We start from the raw sequence: 18,657 nt of genomic DNA, 5'->3' as shown, positions 1-18,657 counted from the left end.
CCTCGTCTTATTATACCACATAATACTATAAAATACTATATATTAAAACGAAAAATTTGACAGCGAGATTGCAATAATTACAAGGGCTGAGAGGCATTTTTTCTGTTTAGAAGTGTCAAACTCCCGAGTGCACAAACTAACAAAACTCATCCGTTAATGTTCCAGAAGTCTCGTACCTTCACGACGATAAACTGAAAATTATTTTTATTTATGTTGGTTTTGGTGTATAATGAAAAAGATTGTATAGGGAAATGAGGTTTTACTCGTATGATACACATGAAGGACGTTATGAAGGTCTACGAAAACGGTGCCGTTGCTTTGAACAATGTCAATGTGGATATTCGCAAGGGCGAGTTTGTGTTTTTGGTAGGCCCTAGTGGTGCCGGCAAGTCAACCTTTATCAAGATGCTGTTTCGTGAGGTTCTGCCAACCTCCGGTATCCTGACGGTAAATGGCAGGGATGTTATCCGCATGGCCAACCGGGATGTGCCTTATCTCAGGCGCAGCCTGGGGGTAATCTTTCAGGATTACCGCCTGCTGCCGGACAAGACCGTTTATGAGAATATCGCCTTTGCCATGCAGGTTATTGAGGCACCCCGCCGCATGATGCAGCGCAGCGTGAATTCGGTGCTGGATATTGTAGGGCTGCGGGACAAGTACAAGTGCTTTCCCAATCAGCTGTCCGGCGGTGAGCAGCAGCGTGTTGCCATCGCCCGTGCCATTGTCAACAATCCGGCTATTGTGATTGCCGATGAGCCTACAGGCAATCTGGATCCTGATACCTCCTGGGGAATCATGGATATTTTCCAGAGGATTAATGCGGCAGGCACCACCATCGTCATGGCTACCCATGACAAGACCATTGTGGATGCCATGCAGCGGCGGGTAATCGCCATTGAGGATGGCACGATTGTCAGGGATGAGGCACAGGGAGGCTACGGCTATGAAAATTAGAACATCTGAATATTTCATCAGGGAGGTTTTTCTGTCCCTGCGGCGCAATAACTGGATGTCCGTTGCTTCTGTGGGCACGGTGGCAGTGTCCCTGTTTATTTTTGGCATGTTCCTGATGCTGGTGATGAACATGAACAAGATGGCTGAGTCCCTGGAGTCCCAGGTGCAGATAAATGTGTACCTGGAGGAATCGGTGAGCCGGGAGGATGCCAGGGATATTGAGAAGGATTTGAAGGAAATGCAGGGGGTGGAGAAGGTCACCTTTGTCTCCAAGGAGGATGCCATGGAGCGCTTCAAGGAACGGCTGGGGGATCAGAAAACCCTGCTGGAGGCACTGGATGATACCAATCCTCTGCCGGATGCCTTTGAGGTGACCATTACCCGTCCGGAGCTGGTGAAGACTGCGGCTGAGTCCATTGAGAAATTCGATGGGGTTGAGTCTGCCAAGTACGGCCAGGATGTGATGGAGCATCTCTTTGAGATGACCAGGCTCATCAGGATTTTTGGTTTTTCGTTGATGCTGGTGCTGGCCCTTGCCACCCTGTTTATTATTTCCAACACCATCCGTCTGACTGTCTTTGCCCGGCGCAAGGAGATTGCCATCATGAAGTATGTGGGGGCTACGGACTGGTTTATCCGCTGGCCTTTCGTGCTGGAGGGCATGGTGCTGGGGCTGCTGGGGAGCCTGGTGGCAGCCGTGGTGCTGCGGACAGCCTATACCGGCATGGCTGAGAAGATTTATGATACGCTGGCGTTTTTTCCGCTGATTCCGGAGCAGCCGTTTTTGACTTATATTACCATTGTGGTGGTACTGAGCGGCATGGCTGTAGGGGCTATAGGCAGTGCTGTGTCCATCAAGCGGTTCCTGAAGGTCTGAGGTGATGGCAGGATGAGAGAAAAAGAGTGCAGTGGCAGCTGCAAAATAAGGCGGCAGTTCAGCGTCTTTGGCATAATGCGCCAGCAGGCAGGGACGAGGCTTCTGAGCCTGGTGCTTGCCCTGGTGCTGCTTTTGTCCCTGCCGGGAATGGCCATGGCTGATGACCTGGAGGAGCAGCTGGCTGACTTGCAGCGGCAGGCGGAGCGGCAGCAGGAGATCACCAATGAGGCGGCGGCCAAGGTGGAGAGCGTGTCTGAAAGGCTGCGGGGCATTCAGGAGGAGCTGAGTGCGGCAACCGCGGCATATAAAGAGGTTAAATCACAGCTGGATACCGTGGAGGGCAAGATTGACGAAAATACGGAGCTTCTGGAGAAGACGGAGGCTGATTTGAAGGTCAAGAATAAGATGCTCCAGCGGCGTGTCCGGGATATTTATATCAACGGACAGATAAGCTATGTGGATGTGCTGTTCGGGGCGAAGGATTTTTCTGACCTGATGACCAGGATGGATATCCTGAAGCGGATTATCAAGCATGACTATGACCTGATTATGAAGGTGAAGCAGGAAAAGGAGATTGTGGTTACTGCCAGGGCGCAGCTGGAAAAGGACCGTGCCGAGGCTGAGCGGCTGGTGGCTGATGCTGACGAGAAGAAGGCTGCCGTTGAGGCGAAGGAAGCGGAGCAGCAGGAGCTTTTGGATCAGGCTATCTATGACAGGGATACTTCGGAACGGGCCTATGAGGAATTGATGGCGGCTTCCGAGGAGGTTACCAACATGATTCGCCGCAGCAACATGTCCTATAGCGGCGCACCTGCCGGTTCCGGCGGCATGATCTGGCCTCTCAGCGGCCCTGTGACCTCGGAGTTTGGCTGGCGTACCCATCCGATTTTCGGTACGGCGCGTTTTCATAGCGGCCTGGATATTGGCGGTGACTACGGCCTGCCTATTTATGCGGCTGCCAGCGGCACGGTTATTCATGCCGGGTGGATCAGCGGCTATGGCAACACGGTGATTATTGACCATGGGGGCGGTGTGACTACCCTGTACGGGCATAATGATTCCCTGAATGTGGGGGTAGGGCAGACTGTGAGCCAGGGGCAGGTGATTGCCATGTGCGGCTCTACAGGCAATTCCACCGGGCCTCACTGCCATTTTGAGGTGCGTGAGAATGGTGAGCCGGTGAGCCCGTATGGCTATTTGTAAGCAAAGGTAATGTGTTATGAAAAAAATAATTATAACTGCCCTGGTGACGACTGTGCTGGTGGTTACGGGCATGTTCATGGGGCTGTTCAGCCTGCTGGGAGCCAATGAGGCAAATGTGGCGCAGATTGGCAGGCTGGTGACCACCATGCTGTTTATTGAGAATAAGTATGTGGATGAGGTGCCCCTGGAGAAGCTGGTGGATGGTGCCATTGACGGCATGACCAGGGCTTTGGGGGATAAGCACTCCATTTACATGGATGATGAGAAGTTCAAGCAGCTGATGCAGCAGACAGAAGGTGCCTTTGGCGGCATTGGCGTGGTCATGGGCTTCCCGGAGCCGGGGCGCTGTGAGATTATGTCCGTCATGGAGGATACTCCCAGCGCGGAGGCAGGGCTTTTGGAAAAGGACGAAATCATCAGGATTGATGGTGAGGATGTGTCTGCCATGCAGCCGGAGGAAATGGCCGGCAAGGTGCGGGGGGAGGAAGGTACCCAGGTAGTGCTGACTATCCGCCGCCAGGGGCAGGAGGACTTCGATGTAACCATTACCCGGGCGGTTATTCAGCTGACTACCGCCAAGGGAATTATGGTGGATAACACGAAGATTGGCTATATCCGGGTGGCATCCTTCAGCGAAAATACCGGCAAGGAGTTCCAGAAGGAGCTGGCCAGCCTGAAGGAGCAGGGCATGGAAGGACTGATCGTGGATTTGCGTGCCAATCCGGGAGGGCTGATTACCTCCTGCGTGGAGATTTCTAACCAGCTGATACCTGCCGGGGAAATCGTGTCCATGGTGGACAGGGATGGCCACAGGACCGTCTACAATTCGGAGCTGGCAGGCTTTGATTATCCTCTTGTGGTGCTGATTGACGGCAATAGCGCCAGCGCCTCGGAGATTCTGGCAGGTGCCGTGCAGGACAGGCAGTGCGGTACTATCGTGGGAACCAAGTCCTTCGGCAAGGGCTCGGTGCAGACCATGCTGCCACTGACCCATGGTGACGGCCTGAAGCTGACTGTGGCAAGGTACTACACCCCGTCCGGCAGGAGCATTGACGGCACCGGCATTGAGCCTGATGTAGAGGTGGAGCTGCCGGAGGGAGCTGTTCAGGATGTGCAGCTCTTGAAGGCTGTAGAGGTGATGAAGGAAAAGCTGGGGCAGTAATATAAGGATTGCAACAGGGCGGCATGGCTATGGCGGAGCTGTCCTGATGCTGGAGGTAATCCCCTGCGGCTTACGGGCATGAAGCTGCAGGGGATTTTTTTGCTTTTTTAATGGTATTTTAAGATTGGCGTACTAGAATAATTGCGAGGATATTTCAGGCTATAATCATTTTCAAATACAGGCTGATTTTCATACAGGGCAATCTCCTGGCAGGGGGATTGCGTGATAAGGAAGGGTGTTTTACATGAAGATAAAGAGATTGGTGCTGGGCGGCGTGCTGACCGGCTGCCTGCTGGCTGGCAGCAGCCTGGGCAGCTGCATGGAGCTGTCCATGGAAACTGCCGTGGAGCTGGCGTTGAAGAATAATCCTGATGTGCTGATTACCCAGCTGGGGGAGGATGCAGCCAGGGCATCCCTGCGGCAGGCCAGGGGCAGGAACAGCTTCAGCTGGAAGGCCAGCAGTACCTTCAGCCGTGCGGAGTCAGATGGCAAGGACTGGGAGAACGGCAACAGCAACAAGCTGTCTGTCTCCCTGCCCCTTTATTCCGGCGGTGCCAATCAGAATGATATCAAATCCGGGGAGCTGGGCGTGGACATTGCCCGGCTGCAGACCGGGAGAAAATGGGAAACTACCAGGCTGGCGGTAATTCAGGCTTACTATGATACCTTGGAGGCTCAGAAGAAGATTGCTGTTTATCAGGATACGGTGGACAAGTATCAGCAGCATCTGACCAATGTGGAGCAGCTTTATGGGGCAGGCAGCAAGGCGAAGATTGATGTGCTGCGTTCCCAGGTAGAGCTGTCCAACGCACAGCAGGAGCTGATTAAGGGGAAGAATACCTATGACAACAACCTGAGTACCCTCAGGAGCCTGATTTATACTGAAAGCAGCGAGCCCCTGGTGCTGACGGATGATTTTGCTTATTTGCCCTTTGAGGGCGGTGTGGACGATTGCCTGACATACGCCATGGAAAATCGCAAAGATTTGCTGGCGGATGGCTACAAGCTGCAGCAGAAGGAGCTGGCTGTCAGCACGGCAAGGGCGGATTATGGGCCTACGGTGGATTTGAGCCTGGGGGCAGGCTGGAGCAAGCAGGTGCTGCCGGACGGGGACAACCATGAATATTCCGCCTCTATCGGTGTTAGCTGGAATATTTTTGACAGCGGCATTACCCAGGGCAAGGTGGATGCCGCCCAGGCGGAGCTGGCAATCGCCCGGGCTACCCTGGCCAGGGACAGGAACGATGTGAACCTGGCAGTGCGCAAGGACTACAACAGCATGCGCGAGGCAGAGGAGAGGTTCAGCTCCACCCAGGCGGCAGTGAAGCAGGCGGAGGAGGATTTCTTCATCGCCCAGGAAAAGTACAAGGCCGGTGAGGGTATCATGCTGGATATTATCGATGCCCAGGAGGCACTGTCCACAGCACGGCACAACTATATCAGTGCCCAGTATGACTACGCACGCTACAAGGCGGCGCTGGAAAGCGATATGGGCATGTCTGTGGAGTATGCCCGTCAGTAAAAAGGTAAGCTGATAAGCAGATGTGCAGAGAAACAAATTAATTGACACGCAGTTAGATCGGGTGACAAGGGAGTTTTGCAGATGAATATAAAGGGAAAAGTGAAATGGCTGGTCCTGGGAGCAGTGGTGCTGGCAGCGGCTGTGGGCGGCTATAGCTACTACAGCAGCCAGCAGGAAGCAGCGCAGCGGGCAGCCAACGTGGAGCTGGTGACGGTATCACGGCAGAGCCTGAAATCCACGGTGTCTGCTACAGGTACCATCAGGCCGGTGGATTCGGTGGAGGTCAGCTCCAAGATTACGGCCCGCATCAAGTCCGTGCTGGTAAAGGAAAATGATGTGGTGAAGGCAGGCCAGACGGTGGCTATCCTGGATGGCAAGGACTACGAGGCCACCAAGGACCAGGCTTCCTACAAGGTGGCCAATACACGCTCCAAGTACAACCGGGCGGAGTATCTGTACTCTATCGGTGCCAAGTCCAAGGAGGAGCTGGAGGATGCGGAGTACGACTACGATACGGCGGAAAGCTCCCTGTCAAAGACTGAGTCTGACCTGGCGGAGACGGTGATTACCGCCCCTATGGACGGCATTGTGGTAGGGGAGCCAAAGACGGCAGGCACCATGGCTGTGCAGGGCAACAGCAACCCTACGGTCATTATGACCATTGCGGATTTGTCCAGAAAGCAGATTCTTGCCAAGGTGGATGAGACGGATATCGGCAGCGTCCGGGTGGGGCAGAAGGCCACCTTTACGGTGGATACCTACACGGGCAGGACTTTTACGGCAACGGTGTCCAAGATTTCCCAGACAGATGTCACCAACAGCTGGAACACCAACTCAAGCAATGCCACCAGCTCCAGCAGCTCTGCCAGCGTTATTTATTATTATGTGGTGCTGGATGTGGATGATCCTGACAACCTGCTGCTGCCGGCTATGACGGCCAGGGTGGAGATTGTTACCGATGAGAAGGAAAATACCCTGGCAGTGCCGATTTCCGCCCTCAAAACGGATTCTACCGGCTCCTATGTCATGGTGCAGCTGGAAGGTGCAGGCAAGGATGGAACCTCCCAGGAGAAGCGATATGTGACTACGGGTATCTACAGCGACGAGTACGTGGAGATTTTGGACGGACTATCTGACGGGGACAGGCTGGCCATCAGCTACAAGTCCAAGAGTGGCAGCAGTAGCGGCAAGGGCGGCATGGGCGGCCCGCCGATGTAAGAATGAAAAGGCTGGAGTTTTTATGAGCAGTAATAAAGCAGGCAAGGTGCAAGATAATGTGGCAGATAGGGCGGCAAGGCATGTTATCCGCCTCCGGGGCATCCGGAAGCTGTATCAGATGGGACAGCAGCAGGTGGCTGCGCTGGATGGCATAGATTTGGATATAGACAAGGGGGAGTTTGCAGCCCTGATGGGGCCGTCGGGCTCCGGCAAGTCCACCCTGATGAATATCCTGGGCTGCCTGGACAGGCCTACCTTCGGTTCCTATGAGCTGGAGGGCAGGGAGGTGGCGCACCTGTCAGATGATGAGCTGGCGGTGATGCGGAACAGGCACATTGGCTTTGTCTTTCAGAATTTTAACCTCTTATCCCGGATTTCCTCTGTGGACAATGTGGCCTTGCCCCTGATTTATGCCGGGGTGGGAGCCCGGGAGCGCAGGGAGAGGGCCATGCACTTTCTGGAGGCTGTGGGGCTGGCTGACCGGGCGGAGCATATGCCCAACGAGCTTTCCGGCGGACAGCGGCAGCGTGTGGCTATTGCCAGGGCTCTGGTAAATGAGCCGGAGATTATCATGGCGGATGAGCCTACCGGCAACCTTGATACCAAGTCTACCAAGGAGATTATGGAGATTTTCCAGAAGATGCACGGCAAGGGGCGTACCATTATCCTGGTCACCCATGAGCCGGAGATAGCCGTGTGCGCCAACCGGCAGCTTCTGGTGCGGGACGGCGTGATTACCAGGGACGAAGGAAGGGGCGTGGTGCTGGATGTTGTTTAAGGAATGTTTTCTGATGGCCTTTACGGCACTTTATGCCAACAAGCTGCGCTCCCTCTTGACCATGCTGGGGATTATCATCGGCGTGGGGGCGGTCATCGCCATGGTGTCCGTGGGCATGGGGGTCCGCAGCAATGTGCAGGAGTCCATCGCCAGCCTGGGCAGCAACATGCTGATTGTTTCCCCGGGCTCATCCAACCGGGGCGGCCCCCGGGGAGCGGCAGGCTCCATGCAGACATTGAAGTATGAGGATGCCAGGGCCATACAGTCCAAAATCAGGAATATCGATTTTGTTTCTCCCAGCGTCAGCGGCAGCTACCAGATTGTCAACGGCAATCAGAACTGGAACTCCAGCGTGCAGGGAGTAACCCCTGAGTACATGGATATCAAGTCGCTGGTGGTGGAGTCCGGCTCCTTCATCAGCACGGATAACATGAATAAGCGTGACAGGGTGGCTGTTATCGGCACTACCGTGGCAGAGAACCTCTTTGGCAGTGAAAATCCCGTGGGCAGGAATATCCGTGTCAATAACCAGCCCTTCCGGGTAATCGGCCTGTTGGAGAGCAAGGGGCAGTCCTCTATGGGGCAGGACCAGGATGATGTGGTGATTATTCCCCTGACCACGGCTCAGGAGCGCATGCTGGGCATTACCTATGTGCAGTCCATCAGCGTGCAGGTGAAGGATGCTCTGTACATGGACCAGGTGCAGGAAGATATCGAGGTGCTGCTCAGGCAGCGGCACAGGATTGTGGGGGACAAGGAGGATGACTTCCATGTGAGGAACCTGACCAGCCTGATGGAGACCATGACTCAGACTACCACGATGATTACCTTGCTGCTGGGCAGCGTGGCAGGCATTTCCCTGATAGTGGGGGGCATCGGCATCATGAACATCATGATGGTGTCGGTGACGGAGCGTACACGGGAAATCGGCATCCGCAAGGCGCTGGGGGCTACCTTTGGCAATATCATGATGCAGTTTCTGATTGAGTCGGTGGTTATCGGCGTGATTGGCGGCATTATCGGCATTTTCATAGGCTGCTGCCTGTCCTATGCCATTGCGGGGCTTGGTGGTTTCAGCACGGTGATTACCCTGGCACCCATAGTAGTTTCCTTCAGCTTTTCCGTGGGGATTGGGCTCCTGTTTGGCATTTTGCCGGCGCGGAAGGCGGCGAAGCTGGACCCTATAGAGGCACTGCGTTATGAATGAATGATGCCCGAGGCAGTCTTGGCTGCCCGGGCAGCTTTGGGGCAGCGTCAAGGCTGTGCAGGCGTTTTATGGCATATTGAAAGGATATCCGGCGGCTTTTTCTGGCTCTTTGAAAATTTTTTTGAAAAAATTGTAAAAAAAGCTTGCATTTTTTGCAAAGGTGTCATATAATAACACTTGTCGACGTCATGTGACAAAACACTCCTCGATAGCTCAGTCGGTAGAGCACCTGACTGTTAATCAGGCTGTCGCAGGTTCGAATCCTGCTCGAGGAGCCAGATGGCGCGTTGGTCAAGTGGTTAAGACACCGCCCTTTCACGGCGGCTTCACGGGTTCGAATCCCGTACGCGTCACCACTTTGATTTAAAACGGGGAATGTATTCCAGAGGTTTTACTTCCCTTATATATGGGCGCTTAGCTCAGCTGGGAGAGCGTCTGCCTTACAAGCAGAATGTCAGCGGTTCGATCCCGTTAGCGCCCACCATATATGAAATTAGAGGCTGCCGTGTGGCGGCCTTTTTGTGTATTGTGTATTTGGCTTATATGTTTTTCCTTGCTTTTTTCATGGTAATCTGCCATAATAACAATAGAAAACTAATGTGCAGTTTTGATAGTGCTAATGAACTATGATAAATGTAGCAGTTTTGAAGGGGGGAGCCCTATGGGATTTTTTTCTGATTTGTGGCACAGCATGGTGCTGAAGGACCAGACCTCTACGGACAAGGGCTATATCAGCGCACCGGAGCAGGACAGGCTGGTGGGCAGGCAGGGCACTGTCACCAGGGAGCTGCGTCCGGCAGGTACCGTGGTGATTGACGGTGAGCCGGTGGATGTGGTCTCTGAGGGGGATTATATTGAGAAGGGACGTCAGGTCACAGTGGTTGCCGTTACAGGCGGCCGCGTGGTGGTCAGATAGATGCTATTGTGTTTTTGAAAGGATGAAAGCGTATGATTTCAAGTATATTTTTTCTGCTAATGGCGATAATTTTTATTGCCCTGTTCCTGCACTTTGTGCCTTTGCGGCTGTGGATTGCTGCCAGGGCTGCCAACGTGCCTTTGAACATTATTACCCTGGTTGGTATGCGCATGCGTCAGGTAACTCCTTCCAAGATTGTCATGCCGCTGATTAAGGCCAATAAGGCAGGCCTGAATGTGGAGGTAAACCAGCTGGAGGCCCATTTCCTGGCCGGTGGTAACGTGGACAAGGTGGTGGATGCCCTGATTGCGGCACACCGGGCCCAGATTCCTCTGCCTTTTGAGCGTTCTGCCGCTATTGACCTGGCGGGCCGCGACGTATTGGAAGCAGTGCAGATGAGCGTAAACCCGAAGGTTATCGAGACGCCTGTGGTTTCTGCTGTGGCCAAGAACGGCATTGAGCTGAAAATCAAGGCAAGGGTAACTGTCCGTGCCAATATTGACCGCTTGGTGGGCGGTGCCGGTGAGCCGACGATTATTGCCCGTGTAGGCGAGGGTATCGTTACTACTGTCGGTTCTTCCGAGAGCCACAACGATGTGCTGGCAAATCCTGATGATATTTCCAAGACTGTGCTGGGCAAGGGACTGGATGCCGGTACTGCCTTTGAGATTTTGTCCATTGATATTGCCGATGTGGATGTAGGCCGCAACATCGGTGCGGAGCTGCAGACAGACCAGGCGGAGGCTGACAAGCGCATTGCCCAGGCCAAGGCAGAGGAACGCCGTGCCATGGCTGTGGCAAAGGAGCAGGAGATGAAGGCCTATACCCAGGAGATGGAAGCCAAGGTAGTAGAGGCCCAGGCAGAGGTGCCTCATGCCCTGGCAGAGGCCCTGAGAAGCGGCAACATGGGTGTGATGGATTATTACAACCTGAGCAATATCAAGGCTGATACGGATATGCGTGACAGCATCAGCAGGAGCACGGGCGATAGCCAGCTTACACCGCCAGCTATCAAGTAAGTAGGTGATATGTATGGAACTGCTGGATATGCTGGGGATTTCCAGAAAGCTGGCACACTGGGCTGATACCCTGTCTTCCCTGATTCCCTTTTTCATGTTCGTCGTTGCCATCATCCTGGGCAATCTGGGGGACAAGAAGAAGCCGAAGGTGAAGAAGTCAAAGCCTTTTCCAAAAGATGCTCCTTTGCCGGACTTGAAACGGCCTGAGAAGGTTACTGTGGATATAAAGCCTATTCCCCAGCCTCCTGTGAGGAGGGAAAAGGCAGAAGGGCATTTAGCTGAACAGCTGCCGGAGCACCGTCCTCATCGTCCTGACCAGTATGAGGAAGTGCACAATCCTTATCAGAGGTATTTGGAGGACGAGCAGCGGCGGAGCAGGGCTGGGAAAGCTGGCAAGGCGGAGACAGGGCAGCCTGCCGCCAGGGGCAGGAAGGCGCCTTCTGAGACTGCCTATGGTGGAGAAAGAGCTGGAAGCGTGCCTGTAATTAACATGTCGCTGGCACAGGCGATTGTCTCAGCGGAGGTGCTGGGCAGGCCGAAGGCTTTGCAGCGCAGGCGGCGCTGACAGCTGATACTTGTTAATTTGATAAAATAACGCTATAATAAGTACGTTATAGCGTTATTTTTTATGTTTTAGTGTATAGAAGGTTCGTGTGAAGATGAAAACAATATCGATTGTGGTGCCGGTTTTCAATGAGGAAGACAATATAGAGCATTTTTATGAGAGCGTGTGCAAGGTCATGGAGTCATTGCCATACGATTTTGAGCTGATTTATGTGGACGATGGCTCCAAGGACAGGAGCCGGGAGATTTTGTGCAGCCTGGAAAAGCAGGATGAGCGGGTGCAGTCCATTTTCCTTGCCAGGAATTCCGGCCATCAGCTGGCTCTGACCTGCGGCCTGGATAATGCGGACGGTGATGCTGTCATCACTATGGACGGTGATATGCAGCATCCCCCTGAGCTGATACCTGTGCTGCTGGAGAAATGGGAGCAGGGCTATGAAGTGGTGCAGACTATCCGCAAGACCACCGAGGGCGTGTCTGCCATGAAGAAGCTGACCTCGTATTATTATTACAAGGTACTGAATAAGCTCTCCAACGTGCATATTCAGGAGGGGGGCTCTGATTTCCGCCTGATGGACCGGGTGGTGGTGAAGGCCTTCCGCCGCTACCGGGAGCATGCCCGCTTTATCCGGGGCATGATTGGTGCCATGGGATTCCGGCAGGTGCAGATTGAGTTTGTGGCTCCCAAGCGGTTTGCCGGGGTGTCCAAGTTTTCTCCCAGGAAAATGCTGAATTTTGCCATCGACGGGGTGCTGGCCTATTCCAACCTGCCTTTGAGGCTGGGGCTGTACATCGGCACTATTTCCGGGCTGATAAGCCTGTTGATGATACTTCATGTGTTTGTGTCCAAGTATGTGCTGAATGATGCAGTGGCAGGCTGGGCTACCCTGACGGCATGCGTGCTGTTCTTCGGGGGCATGCAGATGATTGTGCTGGGCATTTTGGGGGAATACCTGGGCAGGGTATTCGAGGAGGTTAAGCACCGTCCCCTGTACCTTATTGCCAGGGGCAAGCCCAAGGATGAGATGGACAGGGACTGACAAGTGATTTAGCCATTTTGCTGCTGTCATGAAGTTTAAAAATAAAAATGAGAAAAATTCTCAAATAATACTTGAAAATAATTCTCAATTGTGTTATATTATATTCAGGCTTGAGGAAGGCATATCCTCTAAAAAGCTAACTCTCCTAAATATAATACACACTAAAAAAATCCCTCCGCTCATGAGGGATTTTTTTAGTGCTATCGGGATGGGGATTTTTCGGGGAAATCAAGCTCTTACTTCTTTCCGAAGGCAAAGATTTTTACCATCAGGAAGGTGACAGGAATGCCCAGGACAGCTGCCAGCAGGTAGCTGACTACAGGCGGGAATGCCAGCATGTTGTAGAAGATGATGACGATGACATTCTGGATGAGGTAGTTGGGGATGTAGGAGATAAAGAATTTGATAAAGCGTGTCAGTGACAGGCCTGCGTGAAAGATGAAGCGGCTGTTCATCCAGTAGGCAATAAGGTTGCCTGTGATGTAGCCGATGTTAAAATTAAGGTTGTTGTAGGGGCTGAAAAGTCCGCATAGCCAGGCGATAAAGGTGCCGTTGAAGGTGTTGATGCAGCCTACGATCAGGAACAGGAAAAATTCCCTGGTGAGAAAGTGATGCTTTGCTTTTTCAATGATGTTCATGGATGATGTATGTCCTCCCGGATTATTTGTGTTACTGCATTATTATAGCAAATTATCTTATCTCCAAGAAAGTAAAATTTTGATTTGTCGAATACATCTTATCCATTATTAATGGCGATATGGGAGTACCCTTTCAGGTACGTTCTCGCTACTTTTCTCGCCTAGCGGTACTAAAGCTCTCATGAGGCAATTTATTTATACACTTTTTGTAGGCATGGCATATACCCTTACAGGCACGCTCGCGCTATATTGATGTGCCTCACGCTGCTAAACTCATTTAATCACATGAAAAGCTTCACGATGTTCACCTTTTCATGGCTTAAATTCGTTAAGAAGCGAGGCACATCGATATACCTGTTAAGGGTATATGTCATGCCTTCTACTTTGTGTATTCATCGCAACTTCCTGCTTTGGCACTGTTTGAAATGACCGATTTTTTACGAAGGTAGCAGAATTATCGAAGATTGGCAATACCGATAAGCCTTGATGATTCGACAACAGCCGGAGGGGCATGACACTTTTGCGTCGGGAGACTCCTGCTTTTGCGTAGCAAAAGTGGCCCGGTGTGATACTATCTATCAATACGGACTCTGTGAATTGGCTCAGCGACAAGCGGTATCTGTGCGTTAGAATAAATCATCAGATAGGGCCATTAAGTCGGACAGAGCAAAAGTCGTTATGACCGCAGGCTGTATTTCAGAACCCACTGATATAACGAGTTTCATTTCAAATATTTAGGGAGATAGGCAAATCTACAAATCAGAATTTTGCAAAAAAATACATTCTGAAGCTTTATCTACAGAGGGCAGAAGCATAGCACATAGAGGTAGAATTATGAGGATTGTGTATGCGAATTGTCATATGCTACACGAATATCTTCTGGAAGACCATCTGGGACGGATGCTTTTGCAGTATCTTCATTGCCATCTTCCATGGCCTTAGAGTAATACCAGCATTTAAACTTCAGCATATCCAAAGTTTTGTGTAACTGTTTGATTTCTGCTTCCACGCGTTCTTTTTGATTTCGAATAAGCTGAAAGCGGTCGGAATAAGTGGCAGGACCTTCTGCACACCAATCCATAAAGAGTTTGATATCCTTGATTTCAAGACCGGATTTCTTTAGGCACTCGATTATTCGCAAGGCCTCAATTTCGTTTTCACTGAATTTACGAATACCGGATTCCCGTATGAGTTGCGGGAAAAGTCCTTGTTTATCGTAATATCGAAGCGTGGAAATGGGTAAACCAAACATTTCTGCTACTTGTCCAATTGTGTACATGGTAAGCCTCCAAAATTATTAAAAAAACATATTGACCTAAAGCTAGGTTTAGGGATTATTGTTAGTATAGCATATGAAATGATGTGATTCAAGAAATGAAAACAAGGAGGAAAATTATCATGAAATTTGAAAATAAGGATACTTTTGAACTGCACAATGTATTTGGAATGGGCGAGCCAAATACAGCGTATGCAAGATATTTTATAGGGGACTCATTCTTAAATCCACTCACAGATCCACAGTGCGGACTATTTGCCGCAAATGTTACTTTTGCACCGGGGTGTCGTAATAACTGGCATATACATCATGCCAAAAGAGGGGGAGGGCAATTGCTTATTTGCACAGCTGGAGAAGGGTGGTATCAGGAAGAAGGTAAGGATGCGGTCAGTCTGTGTGAAGGCAGCGTTATACTGATTCCAACTAATGTAAAGCACTGGCATGGAGCAAAAAAGAATAGCTGGTTTTCGCATATTGCTGTTGAAGTGCCTGGTGAGGATTGTACTAACGAATGGTGCGAACCTGTATCTAATGCTGAATATGATGTATTGGAAAATGCAATATGACATGGAGGAATAATACATGTATCAGGAAATGAAGAAATTAAGTAATGGAGTAGAAATCCCGGTGCTGGCTCTTGGCACATGGTTTATAGATGATGATAAGGTGGAAGAGGCTGTAAAGTCTGCTGTTAAGCTGGGCTATCGTCATATAGATACAGCACAGGCTTATGGAAATGAACAGGGCGTCGGTAAGGGGATTCGCAGTTGCGGTGTTCCAAGGGAGCAGATATTTGTTACATCAAAGATTGCAGCTGAATACAAGACTTACGAGGAAGCTGCGGCAAGCATAGACAGAAGTCTTGCCAATATGGGACTTGATTATATTGATATGATGATTATTCACAGTCCTCAGCCTTGGGATAAGGTAAATCAAAGTGAAGACCGCTATGTGGAGGGAAATCGTGCAGCGTGGAGAGCTTTGGAGGATGCGTACAAGGCCGGAAAATTACGTGTCATTGGTGTATCCAATTTCCTGCAGGAAGATATTGAAAACCTGTGGGAAACTGCTGAAATTAAACCTATGGTTAATCAGGTGCTTTGCCATATTTCTAACTCGCCTCTGGAGCTGATTGATTATTGTCAGAAGAAGGGCATGGCTATGGAAGCGTATTCTCCGGTTGCCCATGGTGAGGCACTTAAGAACAAGGCAATAGGGGATATGGCAGAAAAGTACGGAGTCACGATTCCCCAGCTGTGCATTCGTTTTGATATCCAGCTTGGAATGATTGTTTTGCCAAAGACTGCAAATCCAGAGCATATGAAAGTTAATGCGGATGTTGATTTTACAATTTCAGATGAGGACATGGAAATCCTCAAGCATGTGGAAAAGATTAAGGACTACGGTAAATATAGCATTTTCCCTGTATTTGGAGGTAAGATGTAAACTTATATTATTTCTTCATGATAAGTATAACTATGTATCCGATGTCTCCCACCTCTATAGGTGGCGGGAAACTGTGCTAATGACAGGGTGGAGCTAATATCTCCACCCTCGTCGAAACCCCATTGAAAGAAAATGCCTTCTGAAGATTAATCAACAGAGGGCGAAAGCACAACATATAAAACATGGGAACATAAGGAAAATATTTTGAGGGCTTGCAGGGAAAGAACCCTCATGGGGTTACATACTGTTTAACAAAAAAAGGAGATGTTTCAAGTGAAACATCTCCTTTGTATTACATATGCTATTTTGTCTTTGAGGATATATTAGGGACGGTTATTCCATCTCTAAGATTTGCTCCATAGAATCATCTTCAGCCAATTCCTGACTATTTCTGTCCCGTTTTCTAGCATAGGCCAAATAATAAATTGCTGCGCAGGCTAAAGCCCCTACAGCGGTTGCCTCATAGATACCATTAAAGCCGATGATTTCCTTGAAAGCTCCCAAGAAATAAGGGCCAAAGCCTAGGCCTACATCCAGCATGATGAAATAGGTGGAAACAGCAATACCAGAGCGATAGGCTGGGGTAAGCTTAACACAGATAGCCTGACCATTGGACATGAAAGTACCATAGCCAAGGCCGATAAAGATGCTGGCTGCAATCATCAGCACCATGCCCTGAGCCTGTCCTAGAAGCATCAGGCCAATAAACAGAGCCAAATAGCAAGGATACATAACAAAATCCTCACCCTTGCGGTCAAACATTACACCGGCAAAGGGGCGAATGACTGTAATAACAATGGCGTAGACTACGAAAAATACAGGGCCGGCGCCATCAAGTCCTAATTCCTTGGTATAGGCTCCCAAGAAGGAAAGCACACCGGAATAGCAGATACCCATGAAAAAGGCAACGGTGGAAATGGCCAATACTCTAGGCTCAATAAAATTATCCAACCGGAAGGATTTTAGCTCTGCCAGCTTTTCGGGAGAAAGCTCAATTTCTTCTACAGGCAGGAAGAATGTAGCCAAAAGGCAGGCACCTAAGATAGCAATACAGAAATTAACGATATGGGCAAAACTGAAATAATCCTGTAGCAGCATGCCCAACAGAGGACCAACACCAGCAGCCAAGCTGAGACTGAGGGCAAAATAGTTGATGCCTTCGCCACGGCGGGACTGGGGAATAACGCCGGCAATGATAGTACCGGTGGCCGTAGCAGCTACGCCATAGCCAATGCCGTTTAGCAGTCGCACCCCATATAGAGTAGTCATAGAATTAAAAGCAAAATAGAGAACTGTGGTCAGGAGATAAAAAATCACCCCGGCGTAGAGCATTTTCTTACGGCCCATTAATTCAATATAGCGGCCACCAACTAATCTGGCCAGCAGTACACCGATAATATAGATGCCAGTAGCCAGGCCGGCTTCTGCTACAGTGGCGCCCATGTGCAATGCTTCAACGGCAATAACTACCATAAGCATATAATAAATGATATAAATGCCTAGATTGATAAATGTATCAAGTACAAAGCCTCGTGTCCATAAGGGTTCTTTTTTCATAAAATAATCATCAGCCTTTCTTATTCTTATACCCTATTAATGAAAAGAAAACGCTTTAGATTATAATTAATAAGGAGATATTTGTATAACGCAATAAAACGATAGCTGTTATCGCAAAAAACGATAACAGCTATTGAAGAAAATCAGTCTGCAAAGTAAGGACGTAAATAATTGATAAAAAATTCTATATCTGTTCTCTTAGGCGTGTCCTTTTTAAATACGATGCAATTATCCATCAACAATGGATCCTGTAGGGTATAAACTCCTTGGTTGATGTCCAGAGCCTCTATCAGGCGTTGTGGTAGAATGGCTCCAGCAGGATTTTGTTGACAGAAGTGTACCATGGCATAGGGAGTAGAAAGGGTAGCAGCACGAGGTGGCTTTCCATAGGCAAAATACTCACCGATAGTTTGTTCCATGAAATAATTAGTGGGATAATATACCATAGGATTGTTAATAATAGTACTGCGGCTTATTTGCTTATCTGATATGTTCAGGCAGGGAGCGTAGTAAGCCATTTGGTCCCAAACTAAATGTACCTGTTCATATTCTGCAAAGGGCTTGGGATGAATCATATAGACGGAGGCTAAATCAATTTTATCATCCCGCAGGTCAGTTAAGATTTCACTGCTTTCCATATCATAAACCACTAGGTCGATGGGGTTCTTTTCCTGCTGGAAATGTTGTACATGACGATTCATCAGCACATCACCTAGAGTTCGCATAACTCCAATTTTGAGGAGAGTAGGCTCATGTTGTTGTTCTTGGCGAAGCGTTAATATTTCCTGTTGCAAATTTGTTAGGTGTTTTTCAGCAATGGCCAGCATTTTTTCGCCAGAGGGAGTTAGATGACTTCCTTTGTTGGTGCGCTGAATAAGCTCCAGGCCCACAGTTTCCTCCAGCTTTTTGATTTGGGCACTAAAGGCAGACTGGGTAATATTGGCCTGCTGTGCGCCTCGGGTAAAATTGTTTTCTTTGCCGTAGCATAGCAGGCATTTTAGTTGTTGTATAGTTGGCAATTCAATCATGGCATCACCTTGTTTTCAAAATCTACTGGTTTATCATACAGTTAAGTGCTAATTCTGTCAAGTTATAGCCCAAATAGATAAATTAGGAATGTTGTTTTACGTGGAACATTTGATGAGGAAATGGCAAAATTTCAGTTTATCGTAGTGCCGGTACGAGACTTTTGGAACATTAACGGATAAGTTTTGTTAGTTTGTGCACTCTGTTCAGATTAAAATGGGCTGAGCGGGACAGCTACCCATAGAAAACACGCT

General features: G+C 49.8%; 18 protein-coding genes and 3 tRNA genes. 17 read left to right on the top strand and 4 right to left on the bottom strand.

Annotated elements, in window-relative coordinates; translation table 11 throughout:
* Positions 1-267 precede the first annotated feature (267 nt).
* From ftsE to FYJ84_RS13215, 15 genes are all read left to right on the top strand, one after another.
* The gene (ftsE, locus tag FYJ84_RS13285; protein WP_154408082.1) at positions 268-954 is read left to right on the top strand and encodes a cell division ATP-binding protein FtsE; all 687 of its coding nucleotides are present in this window, start codon (positions 268-270) and stop codon (positions 952-954) included.
* Positions 944-1,831 (top strand): permease-like cell division protein FtsX, encoded by an 888-nt coding sequence (gene ftsX, locus FYJ84_RS13280; protein WP_154408081.1) that lies wholly within the window; start codon positions 944-946, stop codon positions 1,829-1,831. Before ftsE ends, ftsX begins: the two co-directional genes overlap by 11 nt.
* A gap of 75 nt (positions 1,832-1,906) precedes the next feature.
* Positions 1,907-3,034, top strand: coding sequence for a murein hydrolase activator EnvC family protein (locus tag FYJ84_RS13275; protein ID WP_154408083.1), 1,128 nt, complete (start codon positions 1,907-1,909; stop codon positions 3,032-3,034).
* Positions 3,035-3,050: 16 nt separating this feature from the next.
* Positions 3,051-4,196, top strand: a complete 1,146-nt coding sequence (locus FYJ84_RS13270; protein ID WP_154408080.1) for a S41 family peptidase — start codon at positions 3,051-3,053, stop codon at positions 4,194-4,196.
* Positions 4,197-4,440: 244 nt separating this feature from the next.
* Complete coding sequence (locus FYJ84_RS13265) at positions 4,441-5,718, top strand: TolC family protein (RefSeq protein WP_154408079.1); 1,278 nt, start codon at positions 4,441-4,443, stop codon at positions 5,716-5,718.
* Positions 5,719-5,799: 81 nt separating this feature from the next.
* Entirely contained in the window at positions 5,800-6,936 is a 1,137-nt protein-coding gene (locus tag FYJ84_RS13260; RefSeq protein ID WP_154408078.1) for an efflux RND transporter periplasmic adaptor subunit, read from the top strand.
* A gap of 118 nt (positions 6,937-7,054) precedes the next feature.
* On the top strand, positions 7,055-7,714 hold the full coding sequence (locus FYJ84_RS13255; RefSeq protein WP_235901501.1) for an ABC transporter ATP-binding protein: 660 nt from the start codon (positions 7,055-7,057) through the stop codon (positions 7,712-7,714).
* Positions 7,704-8,921 carry an ABC transporter permease gene (locus tag FYJ84_RS13250; protein WP_154408076.1) on the top strand — a complete coding sequence of 406 codons (1,218 nt, stop codon included), beginning with the start codon at positions 7,704-7,706 and terminating at the stop codon, positions 8,919-8,921. The genes FYJ84_RS13255 and FYJ84_RS13250 overlap by 11 nt, the downstream gene beginning before the upstream one ends.
* A gap of 202 nt (positions 8,922-9,123) precedes the next feature.
* Positions 9,124-9,199, top strand: a tRNA-Asn gene (locus tag FYJ84_RS13245).
* A 3-nt stretch (positions 9,200-9,202) separates the two neighbouring features.
* A tRNA-Glu gene (locus tag FYJ84_RS13240) sits at positions 9,203-9,277 on the top strand.
* A 52-nt stretch (positions 9,278-9,329) separates the two neighbouring features.
* Positions 9,330-9,405: transfer RNA gene (locus FYJ84_RS13235), tRNA-Val, on the top strand.
* A 177-nt stretch (positions 9,406-9,582) separates the two neighbouring features.
* Positions 9,583-9,837, top strand: coding sequence for an NfeD family protein (locus FYJ84_RS13230; protein WP_205764269.1), 255 nt, complete (start codon positions 9,583-9,585; stop codon positions 9,835-9,837).
* Positions 9,838-9,869: 32 nt separating this feature from the next.
* Complete coding sequence (gene floA, locus FYJ84_RS13225; RefSeq protein ID WP_154408074.1) at positions 9,870-10,856, top strand: flotillin-like protein FloA; 987 nt, start codon at positions 9,870-9,872, stop codon at positions 10,854-10,856.
* A 13-nt stretch (positions 10,857-10,869) separates the two neighbouring features.
* Positions 10,870-11,421 (top strand): hypothetical protein, encoded by a 552-nt coding sequence (locus FYJ84_RS13220; RefSeq protein ID WP_154408073.1) that lies wholly within the window; start codon positions 10,870-10,872, stop codon positions 11,419-11,421.
* A 94-nt stretch (positions 11,422-11,515) separates the two neighbouring features.
* Positions 11,516-12,460, top strand: a complete 945-nt coding sequence (locus FYJ84_RS13215; RefSeq protein ID WP_154408072.1) for a glycosyltransferase family 2 protein — start codon at positions 11,516-11,518, stop codon at positions 12,458-12,460.
* Positions 12,461-12,696: 236 nt separating this feature from the next.
* On the opposite strand, the gene FYJ84_RS13210 is transcribed toward FYJ84_RS13215, so the two are convergent.
* Positions 12,697-13,098: a GtrA family protein gene (locus tag FYJ84_RS13210; protein ID WP_154408071.1), complete on the bottom strand. Its 402-nt coding sequence runs from the start codon at positions 13,096-13,098 to the stop codon at positions 12,697-12,699.
* Between the two features lie 832 nt (positions 13,099-13,930).
* On the bottom strand, positions 13,931-14,377 hold the full coding sequence (locus FYJ84_RS13205) for a MerR family transcriptional regulator (protein ID WP_154408070.1): 447 nt from the start codon (positions 14,375-14,377) through the stop codon (positions 13,931-13,933).
* 119 nt (positions 14,378-14,496) lie between these two features.
* Here FYJ84_RS13205 and FYJ84_RS13200 point away from each other — a divergent pair, with 119 nt between their 5' ends.
* On the top strand, positions 14,497-14,940 hold the full coding sequence (locus FYJ84_RS13200; RefSeq protein WP_154408069.1) for a cupin domain-containing protein: 444 nt from the start codon (positions 14,497-14,499) through the stop codon (positions 14,938-14,940).
* Positions 14,941-14,956: 16 nt separating this feature from the next.
* Complete coding sequence (locus FYJ84_RS13195; RefSeq protein WP_154408068.1) at positions 14,957-15,820, top strand: aldo/keto reductase; 864 nt, start codon at positions 14,957-14,959, stop codon at positions 15,818-15,820.
* Positions 15,821-16,153: 333 nt separating this feature from the next.
* Here FYJ84_RS13195 and FYJ84_RS13190 read toward each other — a convergent pair whose 3' ends face one another.
* Both FYJ84_RS13190 and FYJ84_RS13185 read right to left on the bottom strand, forming a co-directional pair.
* Positions 16,154-17,377, bottom strand: coding sequence for an MFS transporter (locus FYJ84_RS13190; protein ID WP_154408067.1), 1,224 nt, complete (start codon positions 17,375-17,377; stop codon positions 16,154-16,156).
* Between the two features lie 143 nt (positions 17,378-17,520).
* Positions 17,521-18,405 carry a LysR family transcriptional regulator gene (locus FYJ84_RS13185; protein WP_154408066.1) on the bottom strand — a complete coding sequence of 295 codons (885 nt, stop codon included), beginning with the start codon at positions 18,403-18,405 and terminating at the stop codon, positions 17,521-17,523.
* Positions 18,406-18,657 lie beyond the last annotated feature (252 nt).

Source organism: Anaerovibrio slackiae (assembly GCF_009695585.1).
GTDB lineage: Bacteria > Bacillota > Negativicutes > Selenomonadales > Selenomonadaceae > Anaerovibrio > Anaerovibrio slackiae.
This window is presented reverse-complemented; position numbering and strand designations above follow the sequence as displayed.